The sequence below is a fragment of the Phyllobacterium sp. CCNWLW183 genome (assembly GCF_037203775.1).
GTDB lineage: Bacteria > Pseudomonadota > Alphaproteobacteria > Rhizobiales > Rhizobiaceae > Phyllobacterium > Phyllobacterium ifriqiyense.
Map to the genome: position 1 here is coordinate 446,930 of NZ_JBBCBN010000001.1, position 22,015 is coordinate 468,944.

The following is a 22,015-nucleotide window of genomic DNA, read 5'->3' on the forward strand; positions in this document are numbered from 1 at the left end:
GGGAGCGGCTCCAGATTGCAGACACCGATCGCGATCAGGCAAGCATCTGCTGGCAGTGATCTCGCCCACGAAGCGGACAAGCCTCATTCCCGGATACGACGTAATATGTCAGTCGATATGGTTTCAATGACCGTTTCGGCCGTGAACCTCGTGGAAACCTCCTTTTCAACGGGGACTTCTCGTGGTAGCGACCGAAAATCCATTGCATCACTTTTGTCAGGCAAAAAGGCAGGACCAACCATGCGGACATTCTGCCGCTCGGTCTCAGGGATCAATCCGCTGCCGGGGGCAAGCGGTTGGACAGACGCAATGCCAGGCATAGCTGCGAAAGCGCTGTCATTATTCTGTCCCTTCTCGACACTTCGTGGCACCAAGGCAAGCGCCGGTATATTTTCGGCATTGACCGAACCGGCGTTGATGGTTTCTTCCGCAAAAGCATCGATCACGCCAGTTGCCCGTTCCCCACTTTGGCATGTGCAACCCGGCACAGCGTCAACACCTGCCGTGCGGTAATTGAAGGCGTGCGGCAGTTCGGAATAGGGTTTCTTTCCCGCAACCGATATCATGTCGTCGGACTCCTGTTCCGGAACAGCGTGATAATAGAGCTGAGCGTTTCCAGCCGGGCACATTGCAGTGCAGGCATTCTGATCCCGGACAAAGAATTTGGATTTGGTCGAGAATGAGATTGGGAAGTAATAGCCGTCGCAGATGCGAACGCATAGCGTCCGATACCCCTTTTTCACCGACGCTCCGGTTACAGGGTCGACGCCATCATACGTTGTTGGAACTCTTTCCGGTGACGAATTTTTTGGTGGGCGTTTTTGTTCAGGCTGCGGAGCCGCTTGCTTTTGTGGAACTGGAGATTCCCTTCCTTTTCCGAAAAGCACCTCAAGAAAACTTTTGCGTTGAGGCGCGCAACCATTGGCCTTCAACGCTGAGGCGATCCGGGCTGTGTCGCTAGAATTGGCTCGACCGCTGCCACCCCGCTTCAGCTGATCGAGGTTTGCCGCCTGTTTGGCAATCTGCCGCTCCATCCCCTGGCATTGAGCAGGTTTGCTGCGAGAAAACAAAGAACCGCTGCAGCCCGCCTGCCTCGCTTTGCCCCGTGACTGCTGAAGGTTGATTGCGGCCTGTTGGATAGCGCGGCTGTCAGGTGCCGCGCCCGATCGACCTTTGCTTGAAGCGGCTGCAAGCTGTTGCCTGAGCCCATTACATGCAGCAGGTTCGGCCAAAGCCAAATCGGCACCAGTAGTCGCCAATAAAATTCCCAATGTTACTTGTGCTGCAAGTCGTACCACACCATACATTTCTACCATCCCAGCTACTATACGCGCCCAGGCAATGTAGATAAATACAAATAAGAACGTCGTTTTATACGGCAGTGCAATAAACATCAACTGATCGAACTCTATACATAAAGTTTAGAACAATAAAGTAGAAATAAAGTTGGATAAGAATGATAGTTAACTGCAAAAGCATAAAATATAAAAAGTAATTCAAAGTTTGAACTACTTTCCAGCGACGTTCAAAGTCTCATCGGATGAAGCTATCAGGATCAAATACTCAGTCGGCATGGTCGGTATTGTCGGAAGGAGGAACAACTTCGAAATTCGCTCTGCGAATGGCCGCTTCTATAAGATATGCCACCATTTGCAACTGCTCCGCATCGGCGAGATCGCGCAGCTTGGCAAGCTCACTTTTTAATAGCTCAAGGGTCTGCATTCTTTTATGCGCATCGGTGTTCATCTGGTTGACCTTCGGGTCATAGTGAATTGTCGAACCGCAGGAAGATGGCTGACCCTAAGTCAGGCCCAACTGGTATGATGGCAGATCTTGGTCTCGTGGAGCATTCCGGTATTCTAACTGACGGGAATGACAACAATCTCTTCTTTGGAGCGATGCTCCGGTAACCTTTGAACGGCGCTCGGCTTGCCAAACTCGAGTTTCATCCAATGACCGGCGGGCGGAGTTGGAATGTCGTGTTCGCGGCATATTTTGGCAAGGACTAAATTGGAAATCGCAAGCTCACGGGCGATCGCAATCATCGGCCTGGTCCAGACAAGTCCATAGAGCTGATTTCGGGTGAATGTATGTTTCGTCATGTCTCTTTGGTCAAACTAAAATCAAGTTGGGTGCCATACCCGATCGAATTGCATTCCGGCAGGGGTTTTACAATCCCGCCGAAAAAATTCTGCTACCACTGAACCCGCAAGCCGATATTGCCCTCAACGGTCTTCTTGTCGCCGCCATCAACATCGAAGGTGTAATCTGCTGTTGCAAATCCACTCACGGACTTGGTGAAGTCGTAGGATACGCCACCACCAAGTTCGAGAGATGTGCTTTCATAATCTGTGTCGATACCGTCACTACCGAAATAGACACTGTCGCTACCGCTGAACTCCCGCCAGAGATTGGCCTTGAGGTATGGTTGCCACGTGCCGGTCGCGGTTGCATATTTGCCCTGAAGCCGTACACCGATCCGTCCGGTAAAGGCATCCTCGGTATCGAAAGAAACCGGAGAAAACAAGTCATTGGCATCGTCGAGTGAAAGATGCTGCCAGATCAGTTGGGCCTGAGGCTCGAGCTTCCAGTTTTCGGAGAGAGCAATCGGTATTCCTCCCTCAATTGACGCAGTCACACCGGAGCCGTCAATATCGATGCCAATTCCGCGGCTTGAAGTAGCGTCTCCTCCAAACCAGCTTCCCATGACGATGCCGTCCAGATACCAACCGGAAGGAGCTATATGCGTCCAGTATGCACCGACGCTGGTGGCATCGAGATTGAGATCACCCGTCGCAAGGTCATTCCATCCGAGCGCCTGCCCCTTCACATCACCATCCATATTGGCATAACCAAAGAACAGCCCCGCAATGTTGCGATGGCCGTTTTCACTCTCTGACCGCAGGATGTCCAATCCCGCCTGAAAGCCGTAGATATGACCGTCAATCGACGGATCGACTGTTCCGGACCATTTCTGTTCGGTGCTTTGGCCGAAAGCGCGTAGCCATGCTGCAGAGAAATTATCGCCCGCTCCAACGATATCCTGCTCGCCCCTGCGCTCATGAAACGTTCCGAGCGTTGCCAATGCCGTCTGCCGGGCCGAAGGTGCAATAACCGAATAGGTCGGGACCTCGACGCGGTACAGCGGAACAACGTCGGCGATGACCCGTGTTGCACCCGGCGTTGGCGGTGTGGAATTGATCGGTGACGGCACCGGAGCAGCCTCGCCCGGCGGGGGTGCCAAGGGAGCCGGCGGCTGTGCCGCTGGAGGTGCGGGAGGCGCAGGCGGTGCAACAGGCGCGGGATCGCCGGGAAGCACCGGGGGCTCGATCACCCCTGAGCCCTCTTCCGGCGTTTCAGGTGGAGGTGGCGGAGCCGCAGGTGGTGGTGGCGGGGCAGCTTCCGGCGGCGTCGGTTCTACCACGGGAGCGGTGGGTTCGACGGGAGTGGGTGCAGGTGCGGGCTCTGGAGGGGTCGGCACATTCAACAAGGTCGAACGCAGATACCAGTTCTCGGATGAACCGGCGCTCACGCCGCCCTTGAACAGGAAGTACTCATAGGCACCCGCTGCCACCGTATTGTTCAGGGCAAAGGTCCCGCTTCCGGTGTCGGCACCGTTGAGGGCCTCAACCACCATGATACCGTCGGCATTGGTGGAAGCCCCTACCCCGCCTCTGTTGATGACCGACATGCCCGTGGTTCCGGACGCTGTACCACTGTCGATAATGAGTTTGTCGGACGCAGACGAGTCGTCTCCCAGCACCGTGTCGAGAAAAATGCCGCCGCCGGTTCCGGTGTAGTTTCCAATGATGGTGAATGTGTCCGAGGTGCTCACGGCACCGTTCGTCAGGTCAATACGTCCCGCATTCGTCACATTGGCCAATTGACCGGCTGTGAACGCGGTGACCGTGGCGTTCGAGCCGCCGCTGAAGATCGTGCTGGTTGCATCAACCGAGAGCGTTCCGGTGCCGGTGCCGGCATCCCCCAATGTCAAATTGCCGCCAAATGTGAGTTCGGTATCGTTGGTGGCAGCGATGGATTCCCAGCCTTCGAGACGTGGCATGCCGTCGAGTGACACATTGTCGAGCGTTATGCTGTCCGTGCCGGTGCCGCCTGAGAGCTGCGTCATTCCGCCCGCATTGGCATTGGTGATATTGGTCACGGTGGCGGTGTCGTTGCCCGACTCCAGCTGAATTGCATTATAAATGACGCCGCCGCTCCAGGCGAAAGTGTCGTCGTCCAGTCCTGTCTTGATGCCGTTACCGATGCTGCCGCCGCTGACGGTCACGCTGTCAATTCCGCTGCTGGTGCTGATATTGCCGCCGATAGTGCCGCCGGAGATGATGATGGTATCTCGGCCAAGGCCAGTGACGACATTTCGATCAACGATACCGTCAGACATGTTGAAGTAATTGTCGTCGAGTTTCATGTTGACGCGTCCAATGCGCCCGCCGGTCATTACCGCATAGTCACCGTCTTCGAAATAATCGACGATATGCCCGCCGGACATGAAGAAGGTGTCGAGACCGTCACCCTGGCTGAGCGAACCGATGGTGCCGCCGGTCATGCGGAAATCATCGGTTCCGCTGCCCTGCTGCACGTTTCCGGTAATCTGGCCTGCATCGATTTCCAGGGTATCTATACCGTCGCCTTGGTTCACCGCCCCCGTTATCGTGCCGGAATTCATGAGAATGCTGTCGGTTCCGGCACCAAACGTGACGTTGCCGCTGATCTGCCCGGTTCCAGTCGCCGGAAACGTCAAGGAATTGTTGCCTGCAGTATCCGTCAATGCTGCGCTGGTACCGCTGTCGCAGACATAAGCGTCATCACCCGGCCCAGGAACAAGAAGACAGGCCGCGGCGGCCAATGAGTTAAGATTAAGCAACGCGATGATGGATGTCGTTCCAAGCAGGAACGGGCGCAGGTGTGAACGGTGCAACCGCATCGGTAGGATCCTTTTATGCGATGGCACCCGGGAGACGCATAAGCAGAGGATGCCGAAGAAAAACATCGCCCCGCGGAACTTGGCCGCGGGGAACAATTCAACTCATCGGCAGGAAAAGCCGGGGGCAATCTTGCAGTTAGGGCGCGGACGATGCGGCCGGTGTGGCGGCCGATGTCCGTGATATGGGGGGCGTACCCGATGATAACGCGGACGGACAATGATCGGCCGAACGATGACTGGTCGCTCTGCACGTGCATGTTCCAGATAACTGGCGGAAACCCATCCCCTGATTCCCTGCCGCCCGACGCGGCACCAATTGGATTGGCACGTCAGAACTTCAACACGGACGCCCGGTGCCAATGTGGCGACCCGGCCATAAGATGTTCCGGGACCTGTTCTCAGATTGACATTTGCCGTGGTGAAGGCATTTGCGGCGTGGGCTGCTTCGGCAGATACCAGAAAGACAAAGCCAAGTGCAAAAGCTAAATAAAGTCTCTTGTAATCCATCATGAATTTCCCCCGAAATACATCATTTGATTTATCCCCAAGCACTAGAGTGGTCTTTAGATGAATTGTCCAGAAAAATATCCTGAAAAAAAAATGCAAATTGCAATAGTTCAGGCCCAGCTGCGCTGCCCTATCTTTCAGGAACACAGATTATTGCTCAATGAACAGTAGCCGCAATGGCTTCATCTGTTATCTCGGAGAGTTGCCTCAGGCATTTCCGGAAAAGTTGTAGATTCGAGTTCTGTATATTCTGCCGTGTTGCCAATTCAACGAGTTTGTCGATGAGTTTAATCTTCTGAATATGATCAAGGCTGCTTCGGTGAAACACGACTTTACACTGAATATTGTCTGCCTTGACCGCTCTTTCCATGCGATCGGCAAGGCTCACCGCGGCAGTGATCGCAGCATGATAGGCAACTTTGTTGATCGGATTCCTGTCCCCGGTAACAAGCGTAATAGTCTGTCCCGTTTGACGGATGATCATGCCGGGCAGAACAGACTGGACAACACGTCCCAACTGGCGGATTACGGTTGCATAAACTGCGCTGAACGAACCGATCGCACTGGGATCCTTTTGCGGTGAAATGGAAATACAATTGATCAGGATATCAATGCTGCCGATGGCGACACAAGTTTGTTCAACCTTTTTGGAAAGCCGCTCTTCTTCACTGATCGACGCTATACCAGAGCCCAGGTTTGGAATCGTGAAAGGCAGCCTCAAATTATGAATGTCAAATCCCTGCGCCTGAAATTCGCGGACCAGTCCAGGAATCAGCGCCTCATCCGCCCCGGCGATAAGGACCGTCTTTTTATTTGCTCCTGTCATAACAGCTGCCAGCTCCGATTGATGCGGCGCTAAGACACGCGCGCCCCGCTCCGGCAGTTGGTTGAGTGATGAATAGATATCAGGGCCGGCGGAGCGCTACATCCTCTTTGCTCTGTTGTGTGTCACGCAAAACAGCTTCCATATTGGATGTATGCTATCGTCTCTCTGCCAAACAAACGGATAACCCTCTGATCCCAATCGCAAAAATTACCTCCATATTGGAACAAAAAGTACGGCACCAAGCTCGCAACCGCACCGTGGCAACGTCAGACTGTACAAGCGGTCGCGTAGCGGGATGCGCAGGAGCATGGCTTCAATGCCAAGTTCGGTGTTCGTTTTTTAGGGAGCCATAGAAACCAGCATGGTGGCAATCGCAAAAAAGACAGACACATGATCGACGGTAAAAGGTGGCTAGCCATGGCGCTTTTTTTGCCATCATGTTCACAATGCAGCCGACTGGGGTATTGTCGGCGAAAAAAGGCATTCGTCATCGATCAGTCCGGCGACCGTCTACTGTGGAGAACGAGCGCGCCAGGTAGTAAGCGAGATGTCTGCGTGGAGCACCAGCGACCGGAACCTATTGATCCTAAATTGCAGGAAAATATAACGAAAGGCCAGCAGTGCACTTCCTGAATGATATATATTCGTTTGTTCAGCCATACGTCCAGCAATATGGACTCCTTGCCGTTTTCTGTATCATCTATCTGGAATCCTGGGGCATACCTCTGCCTGGGGAGAGCTTAATCATTGCCTCATCGGTTTTGGCATCGCAGGGAGATATCAACGTAATCCATCTGTTTCTCTCTGTGTGGATTGCAGCGGCTCTCGGCGACAGCACTGGATATGCAATAGGACATTTCGGAGGCCGACCTCTACTCCTCCGATACGGCTGGCTCGTGAGGCTCACTCCGGAGCGATTGCAAAAGCTTGAAGACTTATTCCGTCGACGCGGCCCGATCATCGTTGCCGGCGCACGCTTTGTCGTCGTTTTGAGGCAGTTCAACGGTCTCTTGGCCGGATCCATGGGAATGTCATTTCCCAAATTTGCACTAGCCAACACATCGGGTGCCGCTTTGTGGGCAATGGTCTGGTGCTTCGGTCCATACTTTTTTGCTGACTTATTCCACGCTTACCAAATTTAGGCCAACCCAGCCTCCAGAATTATCGACGCCGTGTGTGGGAGCGAACATACGTACCATTCCGACGATAGTACCCACGTACAAAAGTGGTTCCGCCGGACGAAGCGCGATAACTTGGCTTGTAGGTGGGAGCCCAAGAGCCGTAGCCGTCATACCCGCCTGGCCGGGATGCGGCGCTCCTCCCACCACACCGCCTGCCCGCGGCGTCATAGCTATCTGGGGTTGGACAATTGCCGACGTACGCGCGCGACGGTGTGGATGCGTAGCTGGGCGATGATGAGGCATAAGCAGGGGGATAGGTCGTTGGATAAGTTGGCGTAGAGCCATGGGTTGGTGCAGTTGGTATGGTCGAATTGGACGATGCTACGAAAACAGGATTGGTGTCGGGTTGAGCAACCGATGGTTGCGCCAGGATCGAGCCTGCATTGTTCCCAAACGCTACAACACCACGTTGCCCATCTGAAGTCGTGACGTATCCGCTGCCGCTCAATCCGTCGCGCGAACGAGTAACAACAGCCGTCCCATACCTTCCGTCGCTACATGAAACAGGTATCGCGATTGTAGGCCTTGTATCGAGTGCGTTGTAGTTGCCGCCGCATGTTAGCGGACTGTTGGATGATGACAGTTGAAAAGTTCCGCCCGAAACCGCCGCTGTGGTCGTGCCGATAAGCGCAGTGCCGTCATCAAGCCTAACGGCAGCAGGCGCAGTATACGTGCCACAACCAGCGAGCGCCGAAAGCGCCAGCAACCAATATGTTTTCACAATAGCGCCCCCCCAGCTCCCCGAGTTCATAAAAGCAAACTAGCCGTCATGTGTCGAGCGGAGTTTTCCGATGCTCTACTCAGCATCTTCGGGAACCAAACGCATCTTCAAATTTGAAGCATTCCGTCAGAGAGCCGTTGCTTTCGAGAAGGGCCCGGTCGTTCAAATATCGTGGCGTGCGCCACCCCAAGTGAACCCGCAGGACATAAGGTCGGAAGGCAGTGTCTGCCCGAAGTAGTAACATGCCTTCTCGATAGGCTGCCCACTTCACCAAGAGCAAACCCAAGTTGAGTGTTTCAAGTAGCATGGCTCAACAAAGCTTGCCTAGCGATGAGATAAAGTGCGACTTTTACGCATTGTCACTTGCGCCGCTCGTTTGCATAATTCCCTATATCCATGAATGGCACACGGAAATTCATCATGCAGCAGTTTCCTCTCCCTGCACTATTATCAAGTTTAAAAACTTCACGGGAAATGGGAAGGGTTGCCCGTGTTGGGCGTATATTAGATGCGCTTAACCGAAAAATATCTTCTGAAGAAACAGCTGCCCTTAGCGCTCTTTTGAGTGAATATCGTCAATGGTACCGTTGGGCCTCCGCCTACGAAGTGACGTATGGCAGTAATAGTCTATTGAATACGACGCACCCCGTTCACGTTAGGGCGCTTCAGGATGTTCGTCGGATTTAGGAAGGACGCCCTTCGCGGTTCAGAAACCCGGCGAAGGAATACTCTCGTTCAACTGCTCAACAATCTCGTGACAAACGTCGAGTGACCTGTAGCCAAATTCAGCGATCTCATCATTGTTGATATTTACTGGGACATAAGCGGTTAAGTGTTTGGTGTGAAATCTTACAGTAAACCATGAGGCCTCTGCTTCGAGAGGTCCGTCTCTGCTTTCAGAAACCATTATTCCTTCTTGATCTGGGGTTTCCTCGAGATCATCGGAATGCGCCGCAGCGAGAGCCTCTTCTTCGCTTCCAAAGAGCTTCGAAAGCAATCTGCGCCTTGACTTCGCAACCCACGCTGGTTTGCCGTCAACCGTGATGCGTCGCGCACGTTCACCGCCTTTCGGCAACTCACTCAAATCCACAATAATCTCCTTGCTTTGGCTAATAAGAATTGATGAAGGATTCGTCGCGAAAAGAAAATGGCTTAAGACTAATCTGCTTAGTTGTCGCCTGATACGACGAATTTCTTTCTGTCACCCAGCAGCACTTTGACTGTAATGAATTTTTTCTTTCAATCTGTGTGCAATTTGCCTATGCTGAAATATAAACTTCACTCGGAGGCCGCTGTGAACAACGAAAATGAGATCAGAGCCGTTTTATTAGATGAAGCCCTTTCCCTAACCCCCTCAGAAGAGCGAATAGTTCAGATACTCCTTGCGGATTATCCGGCATCCGGCCTGGGCACAGCAACGAACCTGGCAAAAAAAGCTGGGGTGAGTGACGCGACGGTTGTCCGCCTTATCGTCAAACTTGGTTTTGACGGATATCCCGACTTTCAGCGACGTCTGCTCGCCGAAGTTGAAGACCGCCTCCACTCCCCGCTCTTGATGATGGAAACCAAGCGTCCGCGAGATGAAGCGTCCGGCATTGCTGACACCTATCTTCATGCCGTTTCCGAGACCATTGATAAGACGATCAACGCGACCCCGGGGCTCACCTACGAGCGGGCTGCGAGGCTTGTTATGGAGTCAAAGGGCCGTGTAGTTCTCATTGGCGGAAGATTCAGCCGCCATATTGCAGGGATGCTTGGCGGCTATCTGATGCAGTTTCGCCCCGGTATAGTTGATATGGGAGCAATAACGTCTCAGACGTTTGACGCGCTTATAGACTTCGGCAAGCGCGATGTCCTGATCATCTTCGACTATCGACGATATCAAACGGATGTAATCGCTTTCGCTCGCCAGGCAGCAACGCAAGGCGTGACAATTCTTCTTTTCACAGACCAGTGGCTTTCCCCGATTGCTGAGCACGCTGAATTGACAATTATCTGTCCACTCGACGTGCCCTCTCCCTATGACACGCTAGCGCCGGCCGTGGCACAAATCGAAGCTCTGGTAGCGCAGATATTGTCATCGCTGGACGATACCACCACGAAACGCATCGAGCGTCTGGAGGCTATCAGACAGACACATAGCGTAACCCTGGATAGCGTGAGAACAACACTCAATGCCGACAACGGACGGACGCAGTTCGCAGGTCCGAAACGCAACAAAGAGAACAAAAATGTCTAATCGATTGCTGAGCCGTGATGCCGCATATGAACCAGACGCGACCGCTATTCTAATCGTGGATATGCAGCGTATTTGGTTGGAGCCGGGTCTCGATCCGGATCATCCGGAACGTGGACAAGATCATTACTTTTACAAACAGACAGCAACCACGACAATTCCAAACAATGAACGTTTGCTTGCAGCAGCGCGAGTTGGCGGCGTTGAAGTTGTGCACACCATCATTCAGAGCCTAACCGAAGATGGTCGCGACTGTTCACTCGACCACAAACTGACGCCGATTCACATAGCTCCCAGCCGCCCTGAGGGTTTTCCTCCGGAGAACCTTGGACCCGTGGGGGATGAAATCCTCATTCCAAAAACATCTTCCGGCGTTTTTAATTCGACGAATATCGACTATGTTCTGCGAAATCTTGGCATTCGTCACCTTATCATTAGCGGTATCATGACCGATCAATGCGTGGACATGGCCGTTCGCGATGCCGCCGACCGTGGATATTATGTTACTTGCGTCTCTGATGCTTGTGCAGCGGTCTCCGAAGAACGGCACATGACTGCCCTCAACGCCTTCGGCGGTTACTGCTGGGTCACCGACACGGACACAGTCGTCGACCGTTTCAACAAACTTGGTGCAGCGCGATGACCGCTTCGTTTGAAGATCTGACTGGCATCGTAACGACCGATATCTCTGGAGCAACCCGTGGCCGTTTTATTACCACTTCACGCCTCGACAAAGCCGCCGCGACTGGAGTTGGCTGGCTTCAAGCCAACCTTTCGCTGACACCCTTCAATTCCATTGCCCAGCCCAATCCGTGGGGATCCTCGGGCGATCTGCGTCTGATCCCAGATATTGCGTCGCGCTTCCGGAGCACCAATACAAGTGCCCACACACCTTTCGATCTGGTGCCGGGAAACCTTGTGGAGCTAGACGGAAGGCCTTGGTCCTGTTGCACTCGAACAATGCTTATCAATGCACTGGCAGACTTGAAAGCCGCGACCGGGCTGTCCCTCATTGCAGCGTTCGAGCACGAATTTCAAGTATTTGGAGCGGATTTGCCGGACGCTCATGTCCTGTCTTTCGAGGGCCTTCGCCGTGCTGACCCATTCGCGTCTCAGCTCATGTCAGCGCTGGAAGAAGCGGGAGTTTCTCCAGAAGTCATCATATCCGAGTTCGGTGAAAATCAATTCGAGGTAACGCATGCACCTGCAGATGGTCTGGCTGCGGCAGACCGAGCGGTGGCAATCCGCGAAATCACCCGCGAACTTGCCCGTAATTTCGGATGGCGTGCCAGCTTTGCTCCCAAAACTGCGGTTACCGCGGTTGGAAACGGTGTCCATATCCACTTTAGCTTTATTGATAGTGACGGTGATCCTAAAACGTATGACGCAGAAGGACCAGCCGGACTTTCAGCGGCAGCTTCATCTTTTTGTGCGGGCATTCTCCGGCACCTGCCGGCAATAACTGCAATGACGGCATCAAGTGTTTCATCCTACTACCGCCTGAAACCACATAATTGGAGCTCGTCATACACATGGCTGGGTGACAAAGATCGTGAATCTACGCTCCGCATCTGCCCAACGGTGACGATAGGCGGCAGAGATCCCGCGCGAGCATACAACATCGAATATCGTGCGGCTGATGCGACAGCTAATCCCTACCTAGCCCTTGCAGTGATCATCCGCGCCGGACTGGCAGGACTGAATGAGAAATTGCCTTGCCCTGCCATTGTCACCGGCGACCCATCCACAATGGATGAAGAGACCCTTGACCTCTACGGTCTCAGGCGATTGCCTCAGTCATTGTCGAGTGCACTGGATGCCCTGATGGCAGACCCAACTGTGGTTAGCTGGTTTCCCTCAGTATTCCTCGAAACCTTTGTCGGGATGAAGCAGGCCGAAATCAAAGCACTCGCTGACCTGGACGAAGATCAAATCTGCGAACGTTACAGGACTGTATATTGAGTGAACCCGAAAACTTAACAGGCGAAGATTGGCCTGAACCTGTTGTCGTGCTCAATGAAACCGGGACATCAGATATCGTCTTCATCTGCGAGCACGCCTCAAATCATATGCCGGCATCTTTTGGCAAACTTGGCCTTCCGGACAGCGATCTCGAGCGCCACATCGCATGGGACATAGGTGCAGAAGCCGTGACATGCGGTCTTTCAGAACGACTTAATGCCGTTTGCTTCCTTGGAACCTATTCACGCTTGCTGATCGACTTGAACCGCCCGATTGACAGTGAGACATGCATTCCCGTCAGATCGGAAAGTACGGTTATCCCGGGCAACATTGATATTTCGGCCGATGATCGCACCCAGCGAGTAAAGCGAATTTTCCAACCGTTTCATGATCGCATAGTAAAGCACCTGGACAAACGGCTCCACGAAGGAAAGAAGACGACGATCGTTGCGATCCATTCGTTTACTCCAACGTTCCTCGGCAACAAGCGTCAATGGCATGCTGGTATCCTGTTCAACCAATCCCGACAGCTTGCAAATCGGACGATCAGCGCGCTGAGATACGATGGAACACTCTCCGTCGAAGCAAATGTTCCATATGTGATTGACAGGCGGGACGATTACGCGATCCCTGTCCATGGCGAAGACCGCGGTCTTGATGCCATCCTCGTTGAAATAAGGCAGGATTTAATTCACACCGTGCCGGGACAAATGGAATGGGCAGACCGATTAGCCAAAGCATTAGAAATTTCGCCCAGATGAACTAGCGCGCCGAGACGTCTTTGATAAAACGGTGAAGATATGGATTGAACTCGTCCGGCTTGTCCCAAAAAGGCGCATGCCCGGAGTTCTTGATGGTATGGGTTTTACCCTCCCACAGTTTTCTATACCGCACATTCGCTACGAAATCGATGTTTACGAACGGTTCGTCTACGCCGTTGACCACCGCAATTGGAATGTCTGCATTGGCAACGATTTCCTTCTGATTGTCGCCGGTACCCGCCGCAAACTTCTCGAACATCAAACGCCTTGCACGACCATCTGTTCGGCTGACGACCTCGATGAAGAAATCCTCGAATGGTTCGCCACCGGTACTCCGGGCATAGTTCTCGATATCGATTTCCGAAAAATGTTCCTGTCCGGCAAGGCCCATATGCTCGCTCGGCCTAAAGCCTTGGGCTACCTCATCAGCTGCGACAGGCGGCGTTCCTGTTATCATGAGACCAAGCATTCCGGGGAAGCGAGAAATCATTTCCAAACCGATATGTCCACCAAGCGACCAGCCAAAGACGACGGCCCGTTCGATTTGCAGGATTCGGAGAACCTCGGTCATAGCGTCCGCGTAGCCTTCCATCGAATAGCTTCTGTCCGGATTGATCGCGTCTGAAGATTCGCCATGGCCCGGCAGATCGGGCGCTATCAGACGATATTCCGAACCGAGCGTACCTTCGAGCTGATTGCGGAACACAGCCCCGCTGCTGGAGTTGCCGTGGATAAGTAGCACAGGGATTCCCGTCCCGTCAGTCTCGCGAAGAGCGAGGGTGCCGTGGCTGGTCTCTATTTTTCTTTTTAATATTGTCACAAGCGGATCCTCCGAAGCTTGTTCAATTGATGGGCATGAACACAAATTAAGCAAGTTTGGCTGAAGGTCAATGAAATGTTCTTTTCATTGTTGGCACTTCGTGCATATACTGAAACAATACCGTCAAAAAAGGGGAATGCCATGAAGAGCCGACTGATGGGTACGCGAATCCATATTTTCGCAAGCACAGCACTTTACGCAACGACGCTTTCATTTTTGATGGCCAGCGCAGCACAAGCGGAAGTAGTAAAAATCGGGCTTCTCGCTCCCATTACAGGACCCGCCAGCGCCGATGGGCAGGAGTTTCAACGCGGGGCGCAAATGGCCGTCGACGAGATGAATGCTGCCGGTGGGGTGAACGGAGATACGTTCGAACTTGTTGTCGGCGACGTGAAAGATCAATCTGCTGGTAACGTAACCAGTGCGGTGGAGCGATTGTTGGGCGATCCCGACGTTCATTTCATGCTAACAGGCTACGCCAGCCTGACCAATTTCGAAATCGACACGATGGCTGAAGCAGAAATGCCCTATGTCATTGCCGCGACTTCCCAGCAGACCCGGGATATCATTGCCCCTGAACCTGAAAAGTACAATTGCTGCTGGTCGTGGACTCCTTCATTCGATGCCTACAATACCGACGTTCCGGGTTTCATTGAAAAACTGGCAGCAGACGGCAAAACAAAATTGCCGAATAAAACCGTTGCGCTCATTTCGTCTGATAATGCTTATTCAAAGTCAATTTCCGAAGGCATGAAAAAGACTTTTGCGACGCAAGGCTGGAAATTGACTGTAGATGAGATGGTGCCGTTCGGAGAAGTTACCGACTGGCGTTCCATTCTTGCGAAAGTCCGCGAGAACCCGCCGGATGTCGTCATCAATACCGACTATCTTCCCGGAAACTCCGCGTCATTTCTGAATCAGTTCCTGGAGCAACCGACCAACAGTCTGGTGTTTCTACAGTATGCGCCAAGCGTGCCGGAATTTGTGGAACTGACGAAGGAAAAATCCAACGGCGTTATCTATAACCTGCTCGGCGGGTCGCTGGTATCTCCCAAGAACCCCCGCGCCGAAGAAGTGGGCAATAAGTTTAAGACGCGCTACGGCGTTGAAAGCGGCACCTATGGCGTTGCGCTTTACGAAATCGTGAATGTCTATTTCGACGCTTTGAAGAAGGTTGGCGATGCCACGAAGCATGATGAAATCATGAAGGCAATCGGGGAAACAGACAAGCAAACGGTTGCGGGACGTCTGAAGTTTGACCCGGCTACCCACCTCGCCATTCAAGGAGATGACTATATACCGCTCACATTCTTTCAGATCTGGGATGGCAAGCGCACGCTCATCTCCCCCACCTCTTACGCCGTTGGTGATTTCAAACCTCAGCCTTGGATGAAGTGATCAATGGCACTCTTGCAAGTGCGGAATGTTACCAAGGCCTTTGGTTCGTTGAAGGCCTTGGATAACATATCCTTTGACGTTGCGCCTGGTGAAATCTTTGGTATCGCTGGGCCCAATGGCAGCGGCAAAAGCACACTGTTCAACGTTATCACCAGCATTCCCTTCGGACCGGACCGCGGACAAGTCGTTTTTGACGGCATCGAAATCCAAAGAAAGTCAGGAAATGACATTGCTCGCCTTGGTCTTGCACGGACGTTCCAGCGAGAGACCAGTTTCGACAAGCTGACTGTTTTCGAGAACGCAATGATCGGCGCGGTCTATTGCGGTCGACGCCGCACCCCAAGCGAGCAGCGTGAGTCCGCAACCGATGCACTGAATCTCGTCGGGATTGAGCGCAAGAGATTCGGGCAAACCGCGGATGAACTTTCGGTTTATGATCGCAAATGCTTGATGCTTGCAACTGCTGTTGCAATGGCACCCCGCATGCTACTTCTTGATGAACCTGCGTCCGGACTGACCAAGCCGGAGATCGAAAGTTCAATCGGGCTGATCCGCAGGATTGCCGAGCGTGGAATAACGGTCGTCCTCATTGAACATGTGCTGACATTTCTGATGAGTCTGTCACAGCATCTTCTCGTCCTAAACCAAGGCCAGGTTCTGGCACTTGGCGAGCCGAGAAGCGTGATCGCGGACCCGCGCGTGATTGAGGCGTATCTCGGTACGAGGAAAGCAGGATGAGTACGACACTCGAGATTCGAGATTTAACTGCAGGATACGGGCGTATCGATATTCTCCACCGCATCAGTCTTACCATCGGCAACTTCGGAAATGTCGGCCTCTTCGGACCAAACGGTCACGGTAAAACGACGCTGCTCAGAACTATCTCCGGTCTGATTAATCCAAGGGAAGGCTCCATCCGCTTCAATGATATTGAAATAGCAGGCCTGTCACCGAGAGCCATCGTGAAACACGGACTGATCCATGTTTCACAAGGCAATAGGTTGTTTCCAGATTTGACAATTGGTGAGTGCCTGACGCTTGGAGCCTACACTAAACGCGCGCGGGCGGATGAGGAAGCAAACCGAGATGCCGTCATCAAGATATTCCCGAAATTGGCAGAGCGCTGGCGACAAAAGGTGCGAACGCTATCTGGTGGCGAACGTCAAATGGTATCAATAGGCACTGCCCTCATGAGCAGCCCCAAGATGCTGATACTCGATGAGCCGACGCTTGGGCTAGCCCCGAAAATCAAAGAAGAGCTTTGTGCTTCTGTTCTCGGCATCTCAGAAAGAGGAGTTCCGCTCGTCGTCGTGGAGCAAGATGTCGAATTTCTCCTTGAGCTCAGCAAACATCTTTATCTGATCAACCATGGAGAAGTGGCGACGGAGATCCAACCTGGTCAATCTCTCGATCACTCAGAGATCATGTCGCTATATTTCGGACAATAAAACTACGCCCGCCCATGTGCGGATCCCTTGAGGAGAGAGACGGGTAATGGACGCAGCAGCTCAAATTATCTTCGGTGGCCTGTTCCAAGGATCGCTTTACGCCGTCATGGCGGTTGGATTGGCGCTGATCTGGACGACTATTGGTGTATTCAATTTCAGCCACGGCGTCCTCATGATGCTCGGAGCCTACGTGGCATGGCAATTGACTGCACTGGCAATCCCCTTTTTCGTTGTCGTTCCTCTGACAATGATACTGATGGCTGGTGTCGGTTGGCTTCTGCAGGCTTCGGTCGTGCGCCCATTAATTGGCCGACCTAACATCGTCCTGGTTGTGGTCATTACAACATTGGCGGCCGCATCACTGATTGAAAACGGCACCCTCGAGGTTTGGGGACCTCGCTCCAAGCAGATTCCAGCCTTGGTCGATGGGAATGCCATGTTGTTAGGTGTCGGTGTTTCACTGCACCAGATCACTATAATTTTCATTACACCTTTCATCCTTCTGGCACTGTGGCTCTTTCTCAATCGAACAAGGATAGGCCTTGCTCTCAGAGCTGTAGCTCAGAACGAAGACTCCGCGTTGCTCGTCGGCTTGAACGTCAAAATGCTCTACGGATTGGCATTCGCCATCTCGGCAGCTCTGGCAGCACTCGCCGGGATTTTCCTTGGCGGTTATCGTTTCATGTCACCTGTCATGGGGGCTGATCCCTTGCTGAAAGCTTTGATCGTGGTTGTTTTCGGCGGTCTGTCCAGCATCAACGGCCCCATCCTTGCGGCCTATCTCATTGGCTTTTTTGAAGCCGTCTGCAGCTACTATTTCGGACTCTACTGGACGCCTGCTCTTCTTTTCGCGGTTCTGATCATTACCCTGATGGTGCGTCCCGAAGGCATCTTTTCCGGCAAATCAAGGGGACTTGCATGAGCATGCCTGCTACATCAATCAAAACACCCGGACGCATCAACTGGAAGCATGAAGCTGGAGTTGCAGCGATCGCGTTTGCCGTGCTGGCACTGCTGCCACTGTTTATAACCGACAGCTATGGTCGCCATATTCTTATTATGGCTTTCATATATGCTGTCGTCGCTTCGAACTGGGATCTCAGTCTCGGCTACGGCGGCGTCTTCAATTTCGGTCATTTGGCCCTGTTCGGAATAGGTGTATACGCTTACGGACTTGCAACCAAGCTGCTTGGTATTGACCCATGGATAGCACTTATCCTGAGCGGCATCGTTTCAACAGCTGCCGCTGTTATCGTTACTGTGCCCATTCTCAGATTGAAGGGCATCTATATTATCCTTGTGACATTTGGGTTCGCACAACTGGTAATGCAGCTTATTCTCAGCCAATCCGCCTATACGGGCGGCACACAGGGGATGGTACGCATTGAAGGCTTATATATTGCTAGCCACAATATGGTTCGCGACGCCAAGTTTGCTTACTTTTACATCGCTCTGGGAATTCTATTGCTCAGCACATTGTTTCTGAGGTCACTGGTCCGATCAAGGACCGGAGCCAGCATCGTCGCACTCCGGGATAACGAAGAGTATGCCATCAGCCGTGGAATTTCCTTGGTCCGGCAACGCATGATTACACTTGCTTCGAGCGCTTTCTTTACCGGCATTGCCGGCGCATTTTATGCTGCCTATCAGCGGAATGCTTCCGTAGATGTCTTCGGAATGAGCCTTTCCACGATCATCCTCTCAATGGTTTTGCTCGGCGGCACAAGCACCATATATGGTGCGATAGTGGCGTCGTTTGCGCTCACTATATTTTCCGAGTTCATGGCAGATTTTGGGGCATGGCGACCGATCATCACTGCTCTTCTCATCATAGCAGTGATGCTTGTCTATCCTTCGGGTCTGGCGGGTATTGCAAGTTCTTTGTTCAATGCCATCAAAAGAAGACGAGCGTAAAGCTATCGTTTAACGCCGCACCAGTCGATGATGCTGGCGGCGATGACTTTGGTAGTCTCCACAAGCGAATCTAGGTCTACATACTCATCATCCCCGTGAAAGCCATCTCCTGATGGTCCGAAGATAACACCGTCAACGCCTGCCCCCGCATAATGAGCGGCATCGCATACAGCAACAAACCCCTTCACTTCAGGCGTCTTGCCTATTGCGCTCTTTCGATTGACCAGAGATTTAACCAGTGCATGGTCCACTGGTGTATTGAGAGGTGGAAAGTGCAGACCATTCAGTTCCCATTGAATTGTGGGCGGGTTTTCGCGTAGCCAAGCATCGGTTTGTGAGAAATGATAGACGAATGTCTCAAAATCTCTTCGATACTGAGCTGACGTTTCCGATGGAAGAAACTTCATGTCGAGGTCAATCACTGCAATGTCCGGAATGATAGCGGGGTTGGTCATTGTCATTGGAAGACCATTTGCACCCAGCCCTGCTCCACCATGGATGACACCGATATTGATCGTGTTCATTCCAACGGGCAAAAGAGGGTGAGAGCGAGCCCGCGTGCGGTCAAGTTCAAAATAACGCAACGCCTGAATGAAACGGCTCGCGATTTCAACGGCATTTACGCCGGGCTCGAGTCGTTCCGGCCCTTGCCTCTGTGGGTAAATCTCGTTGTAACGCCAAGCTGAATGTGCCGTGCGTCCGCGAAAGGTCACTCGGGCCCATTCAAGTCCGCCCTCGGCAGGCAAAACGTCTCCCCAAGTTGGTTCCGCCACCAGCACTGCCTTGGCCAACTTGCCGCGTCTGACCGCGTCCATGGCACCAAAACCACCTGCCTCCTCGTCTACAACCGCATGAACCGAGAGGCGGCCTTCCAGCTCAATGCCGCATTGGCGAATGGCGCGGGCGGCTGCGACACAAGCAGCTACCCCGCCCTTCATGTCGATTGATCCCCGGCCAAATAACTTGCCGTCCTTGATCTCTCCACCAAAGGGATCGACAGTCCAGCTTGCGAGGTCGCCCACCGGCACGACATCTACGTGCCCACAAAGAATTAGGCTGCGGCTCTCATCGCCCGCAATATCTGCGACGAGGTTCGGACGATCGTCAAAGACATCCCATTGTTCCGTTTGAAATCCGATCGCTGCTAACTCGCGGTCAAGGACGGCCTGGACATCCGCCTCACGATTGAACGCAGGATCTGTGTAAAACTTTGGATTGACGGACGGGATTTGGACAATGCGTTGAGTGAGATCGACAACCCAGTCCTTCTCGCGCTCCAAGAACGATTGCACTGTTTGAATCGTCGTGTTGGCGTCCATCTCGATCTCCTCACCGCTTGGCTCGTCTTGCGTGGAAAGTTTCATCAGATCGGTATTTAGACAATGTTGCAAGATTTTTTGCAACGTATTATGCCGCTCTACCTGAGAAAATGTCCGCCCCTATCGACTGCCGACCGAAACCACATTGCCGACACAGACCCGGTGCAGTGAGCAAGAAGGGGACTTTCATGCTGGCAACAGCTTGGCTTAATGCCATACGCGGTCATCCGGGTGAGCGATAGGCGTCACTGCAGCAGTCGGTCCGGGCGTTTTTGCAGGCAGATGCTAGCGCAAAAACTGTTGTGAGCCGCGGGTGCGTACCTATTATCATAGAAAGGTCTGCCCGGGACTTGCAAATGATCTATGCCTTTCCCATTTGTGCTGTCCACCCGTAATCGAGATTATCGAGCAGCCAGCAATGACGCTCGTTGTCTCCGGGTAATACGGCGCTCCTCGGAAACGAGTTGAGCGCCGTATTGTTTTGACGGATGAGCAACAAAACGATCGTCAATGCTGGCCAGTTCTGACGACAGGTAAGCCAGATGATGGGATCACGCTGGCTCTTGTGCAAACGACTACCGCTATCCGCGCACGAACACAGTGCCGAATGCCCTATCGTGGAAGCCCTCGTAGCTCTGATACAGAGTTCGCATGGGCATCGAAACCTTCGTAAGTCGCGAATCTGTGGGTATGAGGAGCCATTTCAGCATAACCCTTGGCGGTTATATGACCGATGGATGCGCTCTTCATAAAATCATGGACACCCAACGGAGAGTGCACATGCGCCGCCCCAGATGTTGGCAGCACGCAATTTGGTCCCATCATGTAGTTCGCAATGGATCCGGGCGCATATTCTCCGAGCAAAATTTCTGACGCATTCCGAACTTCTGAAAGATGTCCGAACGGATGTTTTGACAGAATTTGGAGGTGCTCTGGTGCATAATCATTGATGAAATCGTAGGCGTCCTCTCGCGATGACGTAAGAACGATTCCACCACTTGATCCTCCAAGCACGGTCGCCGAATATTCTGACCGCTTGCTGCTCATCTTTTTCCAATAGCCGGGCACGGCATCGCGGACCTTCTCAGCAAAATCGCGTGACCATGTTACCAAAAAAGCCGAACTGTCCGGGCCATGTTCCGACTCGATCAAAAGATCCAACGCCGCCATACGCGGATCAGTCGTTTCATCGGCCAGTATAATGATTTCACTTGGTCCTGCAGGCAACCGCGATGCGATGTGTCCTTGTAAAAGTCGCTTGGCAGCGAGAAACCACGGGCTCCCGGGCCCTTCGATCTTGTGGCATTTGGGGATGGTTGCGGTACCGAACGCGGCAGCGGCTACCGCTTGCGCTCCGCCTGCCTTGAATACTCGTTGAACGCCTGCCAGTCTCGCTGCAACCAGTGTCGCCGCGTCCACTTTACCATCAGGTCCCGGAGGCGTCAGGATGATAGGGAGCTTCACTCCGGCAACAACAGCGGGTATCGCAGTCATTAACGTTACGGAGGGAAATGAGCCTTTTCCTCTGGGAGAATATAGGGCAGCGCTATCGATCGGGGTAAACCGCTCGCCGACAAGCACTCCCGGCCGGATTTCCTTCATCCACATCTCGCCTGGCAACTGGGCCTGATGGAAGCGACGGATATTGTCAGCCGAGTATTCGAGCGTCTTGATCATATCCGGATCAACGGCATCGAAAGCCTCGTCGAATTCGCGCCCTCCCACAGCCAATTCATCGGGATCAAGCATTACACCATCGAAATCCTGAGCAAACTTCGCCAACGCAATGTCGCCGTCGCGTTTCACGGCTTCTATGATGGGCGGCACCTTCTCGATGAAATAGCTGAGATCATTTTCTGTGCGTAGCAAAAGGATATTGCGCTCATCGGCAGTGAGGGTGGCAAGATCATGAAGCGCTATAGCATGGGTCATTGGATGTCTCTTCTAATCTGTCGCATTGGTCGGTCGCCATTTCTG

20 protein-coding genes are annotated in these 22,015 nt (G+C 52.9%); 10 read left to right on the forward strand and 10 right to left on the reverse strand.

Going from position 1 to position 22,015, the window contains the following annotated elements:
• Positions 1-83: 83 nt before the first annotated feature.
• The 6 genes from V9K95_RS02095 to V9K95_RS02120 form a co-directional block, all read right to left on the reverse strand.
• Entirely contained in the window at positions 84-1,259 is a 1,176-nt protein-coding gene (locus V9K95_RS02095; protein WP_337345091.1) for a DUF2865 domain-containing protein, read from the reverse strand.
• 304 nt (positions 1,260-1,563) lie between these two features.
• Positions 1,564-1,746 carry a hypothetical protein gene (locus tag V9K95_RS02100; protein WP_336439977.1) on the reverse strand — a complete coding sequence of 61 codons (183 nt, stop codon included), beginning with the start codon at positions 1,744-1,746 and terminating at the stop codon, positions 1,564-1,566.
• 113 nt (positions 1,747-1,859) lie between these two features.
• A complete protein-coding gene (locus V9K95_RS02105) occupies positions 1,860-2,102 on the reverse strand; it encodes a hypothetical protein (protein WP_336439976.1) in 243 nt (80 codons plus the stop codon).
• A 92-nt stretch (positions 2,103-2,194) separates the two neighbouring features.
• Positions 2,195-4,945, reverse strand: coding sequence for an autotransporter family protein (locus V9K95_RS02110; protein ID WP_336439975.1), 2,751 nt, complete (start codon positions 4,943-4,945; stop codon positions 2,195-2,197).
• A 102-nt stretch (positions 4,946-5,047) separates the two neighbouring features.
• Positions 5,048-5,455, reverse strand: a complete 408-nt coding sequence (locus V9K95_RS02115; protein WP_336439974.1) for an SH3 domain-containing protein — start codon at positions 5,453-5,455, stop codon at positions 5,048-5,050.
• Between the two features lie 154 nt (positions 5,456-5,609).
• A complete protein-coding gene (locus V9K95_RS02120) occupies positions 5,610-6,278 on the reverse strand; it encodes an SDR family NAD(P)-dependent oxidoreductase (protein ID WP_336439973.1) in 669 nt (222 codons plus the stop codon).
• Between the two features lie 620 nt (positions 6,279-6,898).
• On the opposite strand from V9K95_RS02120, the gene V9K95_RS02125 reads away from it, so the two are divergent.
• A complete protein-coding gene (locus V9K95_RS02125) occupies positions 6,899-7,420 on the forward strand; it encodes a DedA family protein (RefSeq protein WP_336439972.1) in 522 nt (173 codons plus the stop codon).
• A gap of 1,466 nt (positions 7,421-8,886) precedes the next feature.
• Here the strand turns inward: V9K95_RS02125 and V9K95_RS02130 are convergent.
• On the reverse strand, positions 8,887-9,270 hold the full coding sequence (locus V9K95_RS02130; protein WP_336439971.1) for a hypothetical protein: 384 nt from the start codon (positions 9,268-9,270) through the stop codon (positions 8,887-8,889).
• A 204-nt stretch (positions 9,271-9,474) separates the two neighbouring features.
• Between V9K95_RS02130 and V9K95_RS02135 the strand changes: the two genes are divergently transcribed.
• The 4 genes from V9K95_RS02135 to V9K95_RS02150 are packed head-to-tail and all read left to right on the forward strand — an operon-like array spanning position 9,475 to position 13,139.
• Positions 9,475-10,419, forward strand: coding sequence for a MurR/RpiR family transcriptional regulator (locus V9K95_RS02135; RefSeq protein ID WP_336439970.1), 945 nt, complete (start codon positions 9,475-9,477; stop codon positions 10,417-10,419).
• The gene (locus V9K95_RS02140) at positions 10,412-11,059 is read left to right on the forward strand and encodes an isochorismatase family cysteine hydrolase (protein ID WP_336439969.1); all 648 of its coding nucleotides are present in this window, start codon (positions 10,412-10,414) and stop codon (positions 11,057-11,059) included. Before V9K95_RS02135 ends, V9K95_RS02140 begins: the two co-directional genes overlap by 8 nt.
• Positions 11,056-12,378, forward strand: coding sequence for a glutamine synthetase family protein (locus tag V9K95_RS02145; protein ID WP_336439968.1), 1,323 nt, complete (start codon positions 11,056-11,058; stop codon positions 12,376-12,378). The genes V9K95_RS02140 and V9K95_RS02145 overlap by 4 nt, the downstream gene beginning before the upstream one ends.
• Positions 12,375-13,139: an N-formylglutamate amidohydrolase gene (locus tag V9K95_RS02150; RefSeq protein WP_336439967.1), complete on the forward strand. Its 765-nt coding sequence runs from the start codon at positions 12,375-12,377 to the stop codon at positions 13,137-13,139. Before V9K95_RS02145 ends, V9K95_RS02150 begins: the two co-directional genes overlap by 4 nt.
• A gap of 1 nt (position 13,140) precedes the next feature.
• Here the strand turns inward: V9K95_RS02150 and V9K95_RS02155 are convergent, their stop codons facing one another.
• Positions 13,141-13,959, reverse strand: coding sequence for an alpha/beta fold hydrolase (locus V9K95_RS02155; RefSeq protein ID WP_336439966.1), 819 nt, complete (start codon positions 13,957-13,959; stop codon positions 13,141-13,143).
• A gap of 141 nt (positions 13,960-14,100) precedes the next feature.
• Here V9K95_RS02155 and V9K95_RS02160 point away from each other — a divergent pair, with 141 nt between their 5' ends.
• Genes V9K95_RS02160 through V9K95_RS02180 form a run of 5 tightly spaced genes read left to right on the forward strand, consistent with a single transcriptional unit; the run spans position 14,101 to position 18,719 of the window.
• Positions 14,101-15,357, forward strand: a complete 1,257-nt coding sequence (locus V9K95_RS02160; protein ID WP_336439965.1) for an ABC transporter substrate-binding protein — start codon at positions 14,101-14,103, stop codon at positions 15,355-15,357.
• Positions 15,358-15,360: 3 nt separating this feature from the next.
• Positions 15,361-16,095: an ABC transporter ATP-binding protein gene (locus V9K95_RS02165; RefSeq protein WP_336439964.1), complete on the forward strand. Its 735-nt coding sequence runs from the start codon at positions 15,361-15,363 to the stop codon at positions 16,093-16,095.
• Complete coding sequence (locus V9K95_RS02170; protein ID WP_336439963.1) at positions 16,092-16,805, forward strand: ABC transporter ATP-binding protein; 714 nt, start codon at positions 16,092-16,094, stop codon at positions 16,803-16,805. The genes V9K95_RS02165 and V9K95_RS02170 overlap by 4 nt, the downstream gene beginning before the upstream one ends.
• A 46-nt stretch (positions 16,806-16,851) precedes the next feature.
• Positions 16,852-17,727 carry a branched-chain amino acid ABC transporter permease gene (locus V9K95_RS02175; protein WP_336439962.1) on the forward strand — a complete coding sequence of 292 codons (876 nt, stop codon included), beginning with the start codon at positions 16,852-16,854 and terminating at the stop codon, positions 17,725-17,727.
• Positions 17,724-18,719 (forward strand): branched-chain amino acid ABC transporter permease, encoded by a 996-nt coding sequence (locus V9K95_RS02180; protein ID WP_336439961.1) that lies wholly within the window; start codon positions 17,724-17,726, stop codon positions 18,717-18,719. The genes V9K95_RS02175 and V9K95_RS02180 overlap by 4 nt, the downstream gene beginning before the upstream one ends.
• A 2-nt stretch (positions 18,720-18,721) precedes the next feature.
• Here V9K95_RS02180 and V9K95_RS02185 read toward each other — a convergent pair whose 3' ends face one another.
• Together V9K95_RS02185 and hisD are read right to left on the reverse strand one after the other, a co-directional pair.
• On the reverse strand, positions 18,722-20,038 hold the full coding sequence (locus V9K95_RS02185; RefSeq protein ID WP_336439960.1) for a M20 family metallopeptidase: 1,317 nt from the start codon (positions 20,036-20,038) through the stop codon (positions 18,722-18,724).
• Positions 20,039-20,650: 612 nt separating this feature from the next.
• Positions 20,651-21,970 carry a histidinol dehydrogenase gene (gene hisD, locus V9K95_RS02190; protein ID WP_336439959.1) on the reverse strand — a complete coding sequence of 440 codons (1,320 nt, stop codon included), beginning with the start codon at positions 21,968-21,970 and terminating at the stop codon, positions 20,651-20,653.
• Positions 21,971-22,015 lie beyond the last annotated feature (45 nt).

Bases quoted from the DNA above. Each gene is read 5' to 3' on its own strand.
- V9K95_RS02105 (WP_336439976.1), bottom strand. From the start codon at position 2,102: ATGACGAAACATACATTCACCCGAAATCAGCTCTATGGACTTGTCTGG.
- V9K95_RS02180 (WP_336439961.1), top strand. From the start codon at position 17,724: ATGAGCATGCCTGCTACATCAATCAAAACACCCGGACGCATCAACTGG.
- V9K95_RS02170 (WP_336439963.1), top strand. From the start codon at position 16,092: ATGAGTACGACACTCGAGATTCGAGATTTAACTGCAGGATACGGGCGT.
- V9K95_RS02140 (WP_336439969.1), top strand. From the start codon at position 10,412: ATGTCTAATCGATTGCTGAGCCGTGATGCCGCATATGAACCAGACGCG.
- V9K95_RS02145 (WP_336439968.1), top strand. From the start codon at position 11,056: ATGACCGCTTCGTTTGAAGATCTGACTGGCATCGTAACGACCGATATC.
- hisD (WP_336439959.1), bottom strand. From the start codon at position 21,970: ATGACCCATGCTATAGCGCTTCATGATCTTGCCACCCTCACTGCCGAT.
- V9K95_RS02185 (WP_336439960.1), bottom strand. From the start codon at position 20,038: ATGGACGCCAACACGACGATTCAAACAGTGCAATCGTTCTTGGAGCGC.
- V9K95_RS02160 (WP_336439965.1), top strand. From the start codon at position 14,101: ATGAAGAGCCGACTGATGGGTACGCGAATCCATATTTTCGCAAGCACA.
- V9K95_RS02115 (WP_336439974.1), bottom strand. From the start codon at position 5,455: ATGATGGATTACAAGAGACTTTATTTAGCTTTTGCACTTGGCTTTGTC.
- V9K95_RS02175 (WP_336439962.1), top strand. From the start codon at position 16,852: ATGGACGCAGCAGCTCAAATTATCTTCGGTGGCCTGTTCCAAGGATCG.
- V9K95_RS02110 (WP_336439975.1), bottom strand. From the start codon at position 4,945: ATGCGGTTGCACCGTTCACACCTGCGCCCGTTCCTGCTTGGAACGACA.
- V9K95_RS02165 (WP_336439964.1), top strand. From the start codon at position 15,361: ATGGCACTCTTGCAAGTGCGGAATGTTACCAAGGCCTTTGGTTCGTTG.
- V9K95_RS02120 (WP_336439973.1), bottom strand. From the start codon at position 6,278: ATGACAGGAGCAAATAAAAAGACGGTCCTTATCGCCGGGGCGGATGAG.
- V9K95_RS02100 (WP_336439977.1), bottom strand. From the start codon at position 1,746: ATGAACACCGATGCGCATAAAAGAATGCAGACCCTTGAGCTATTAAAA.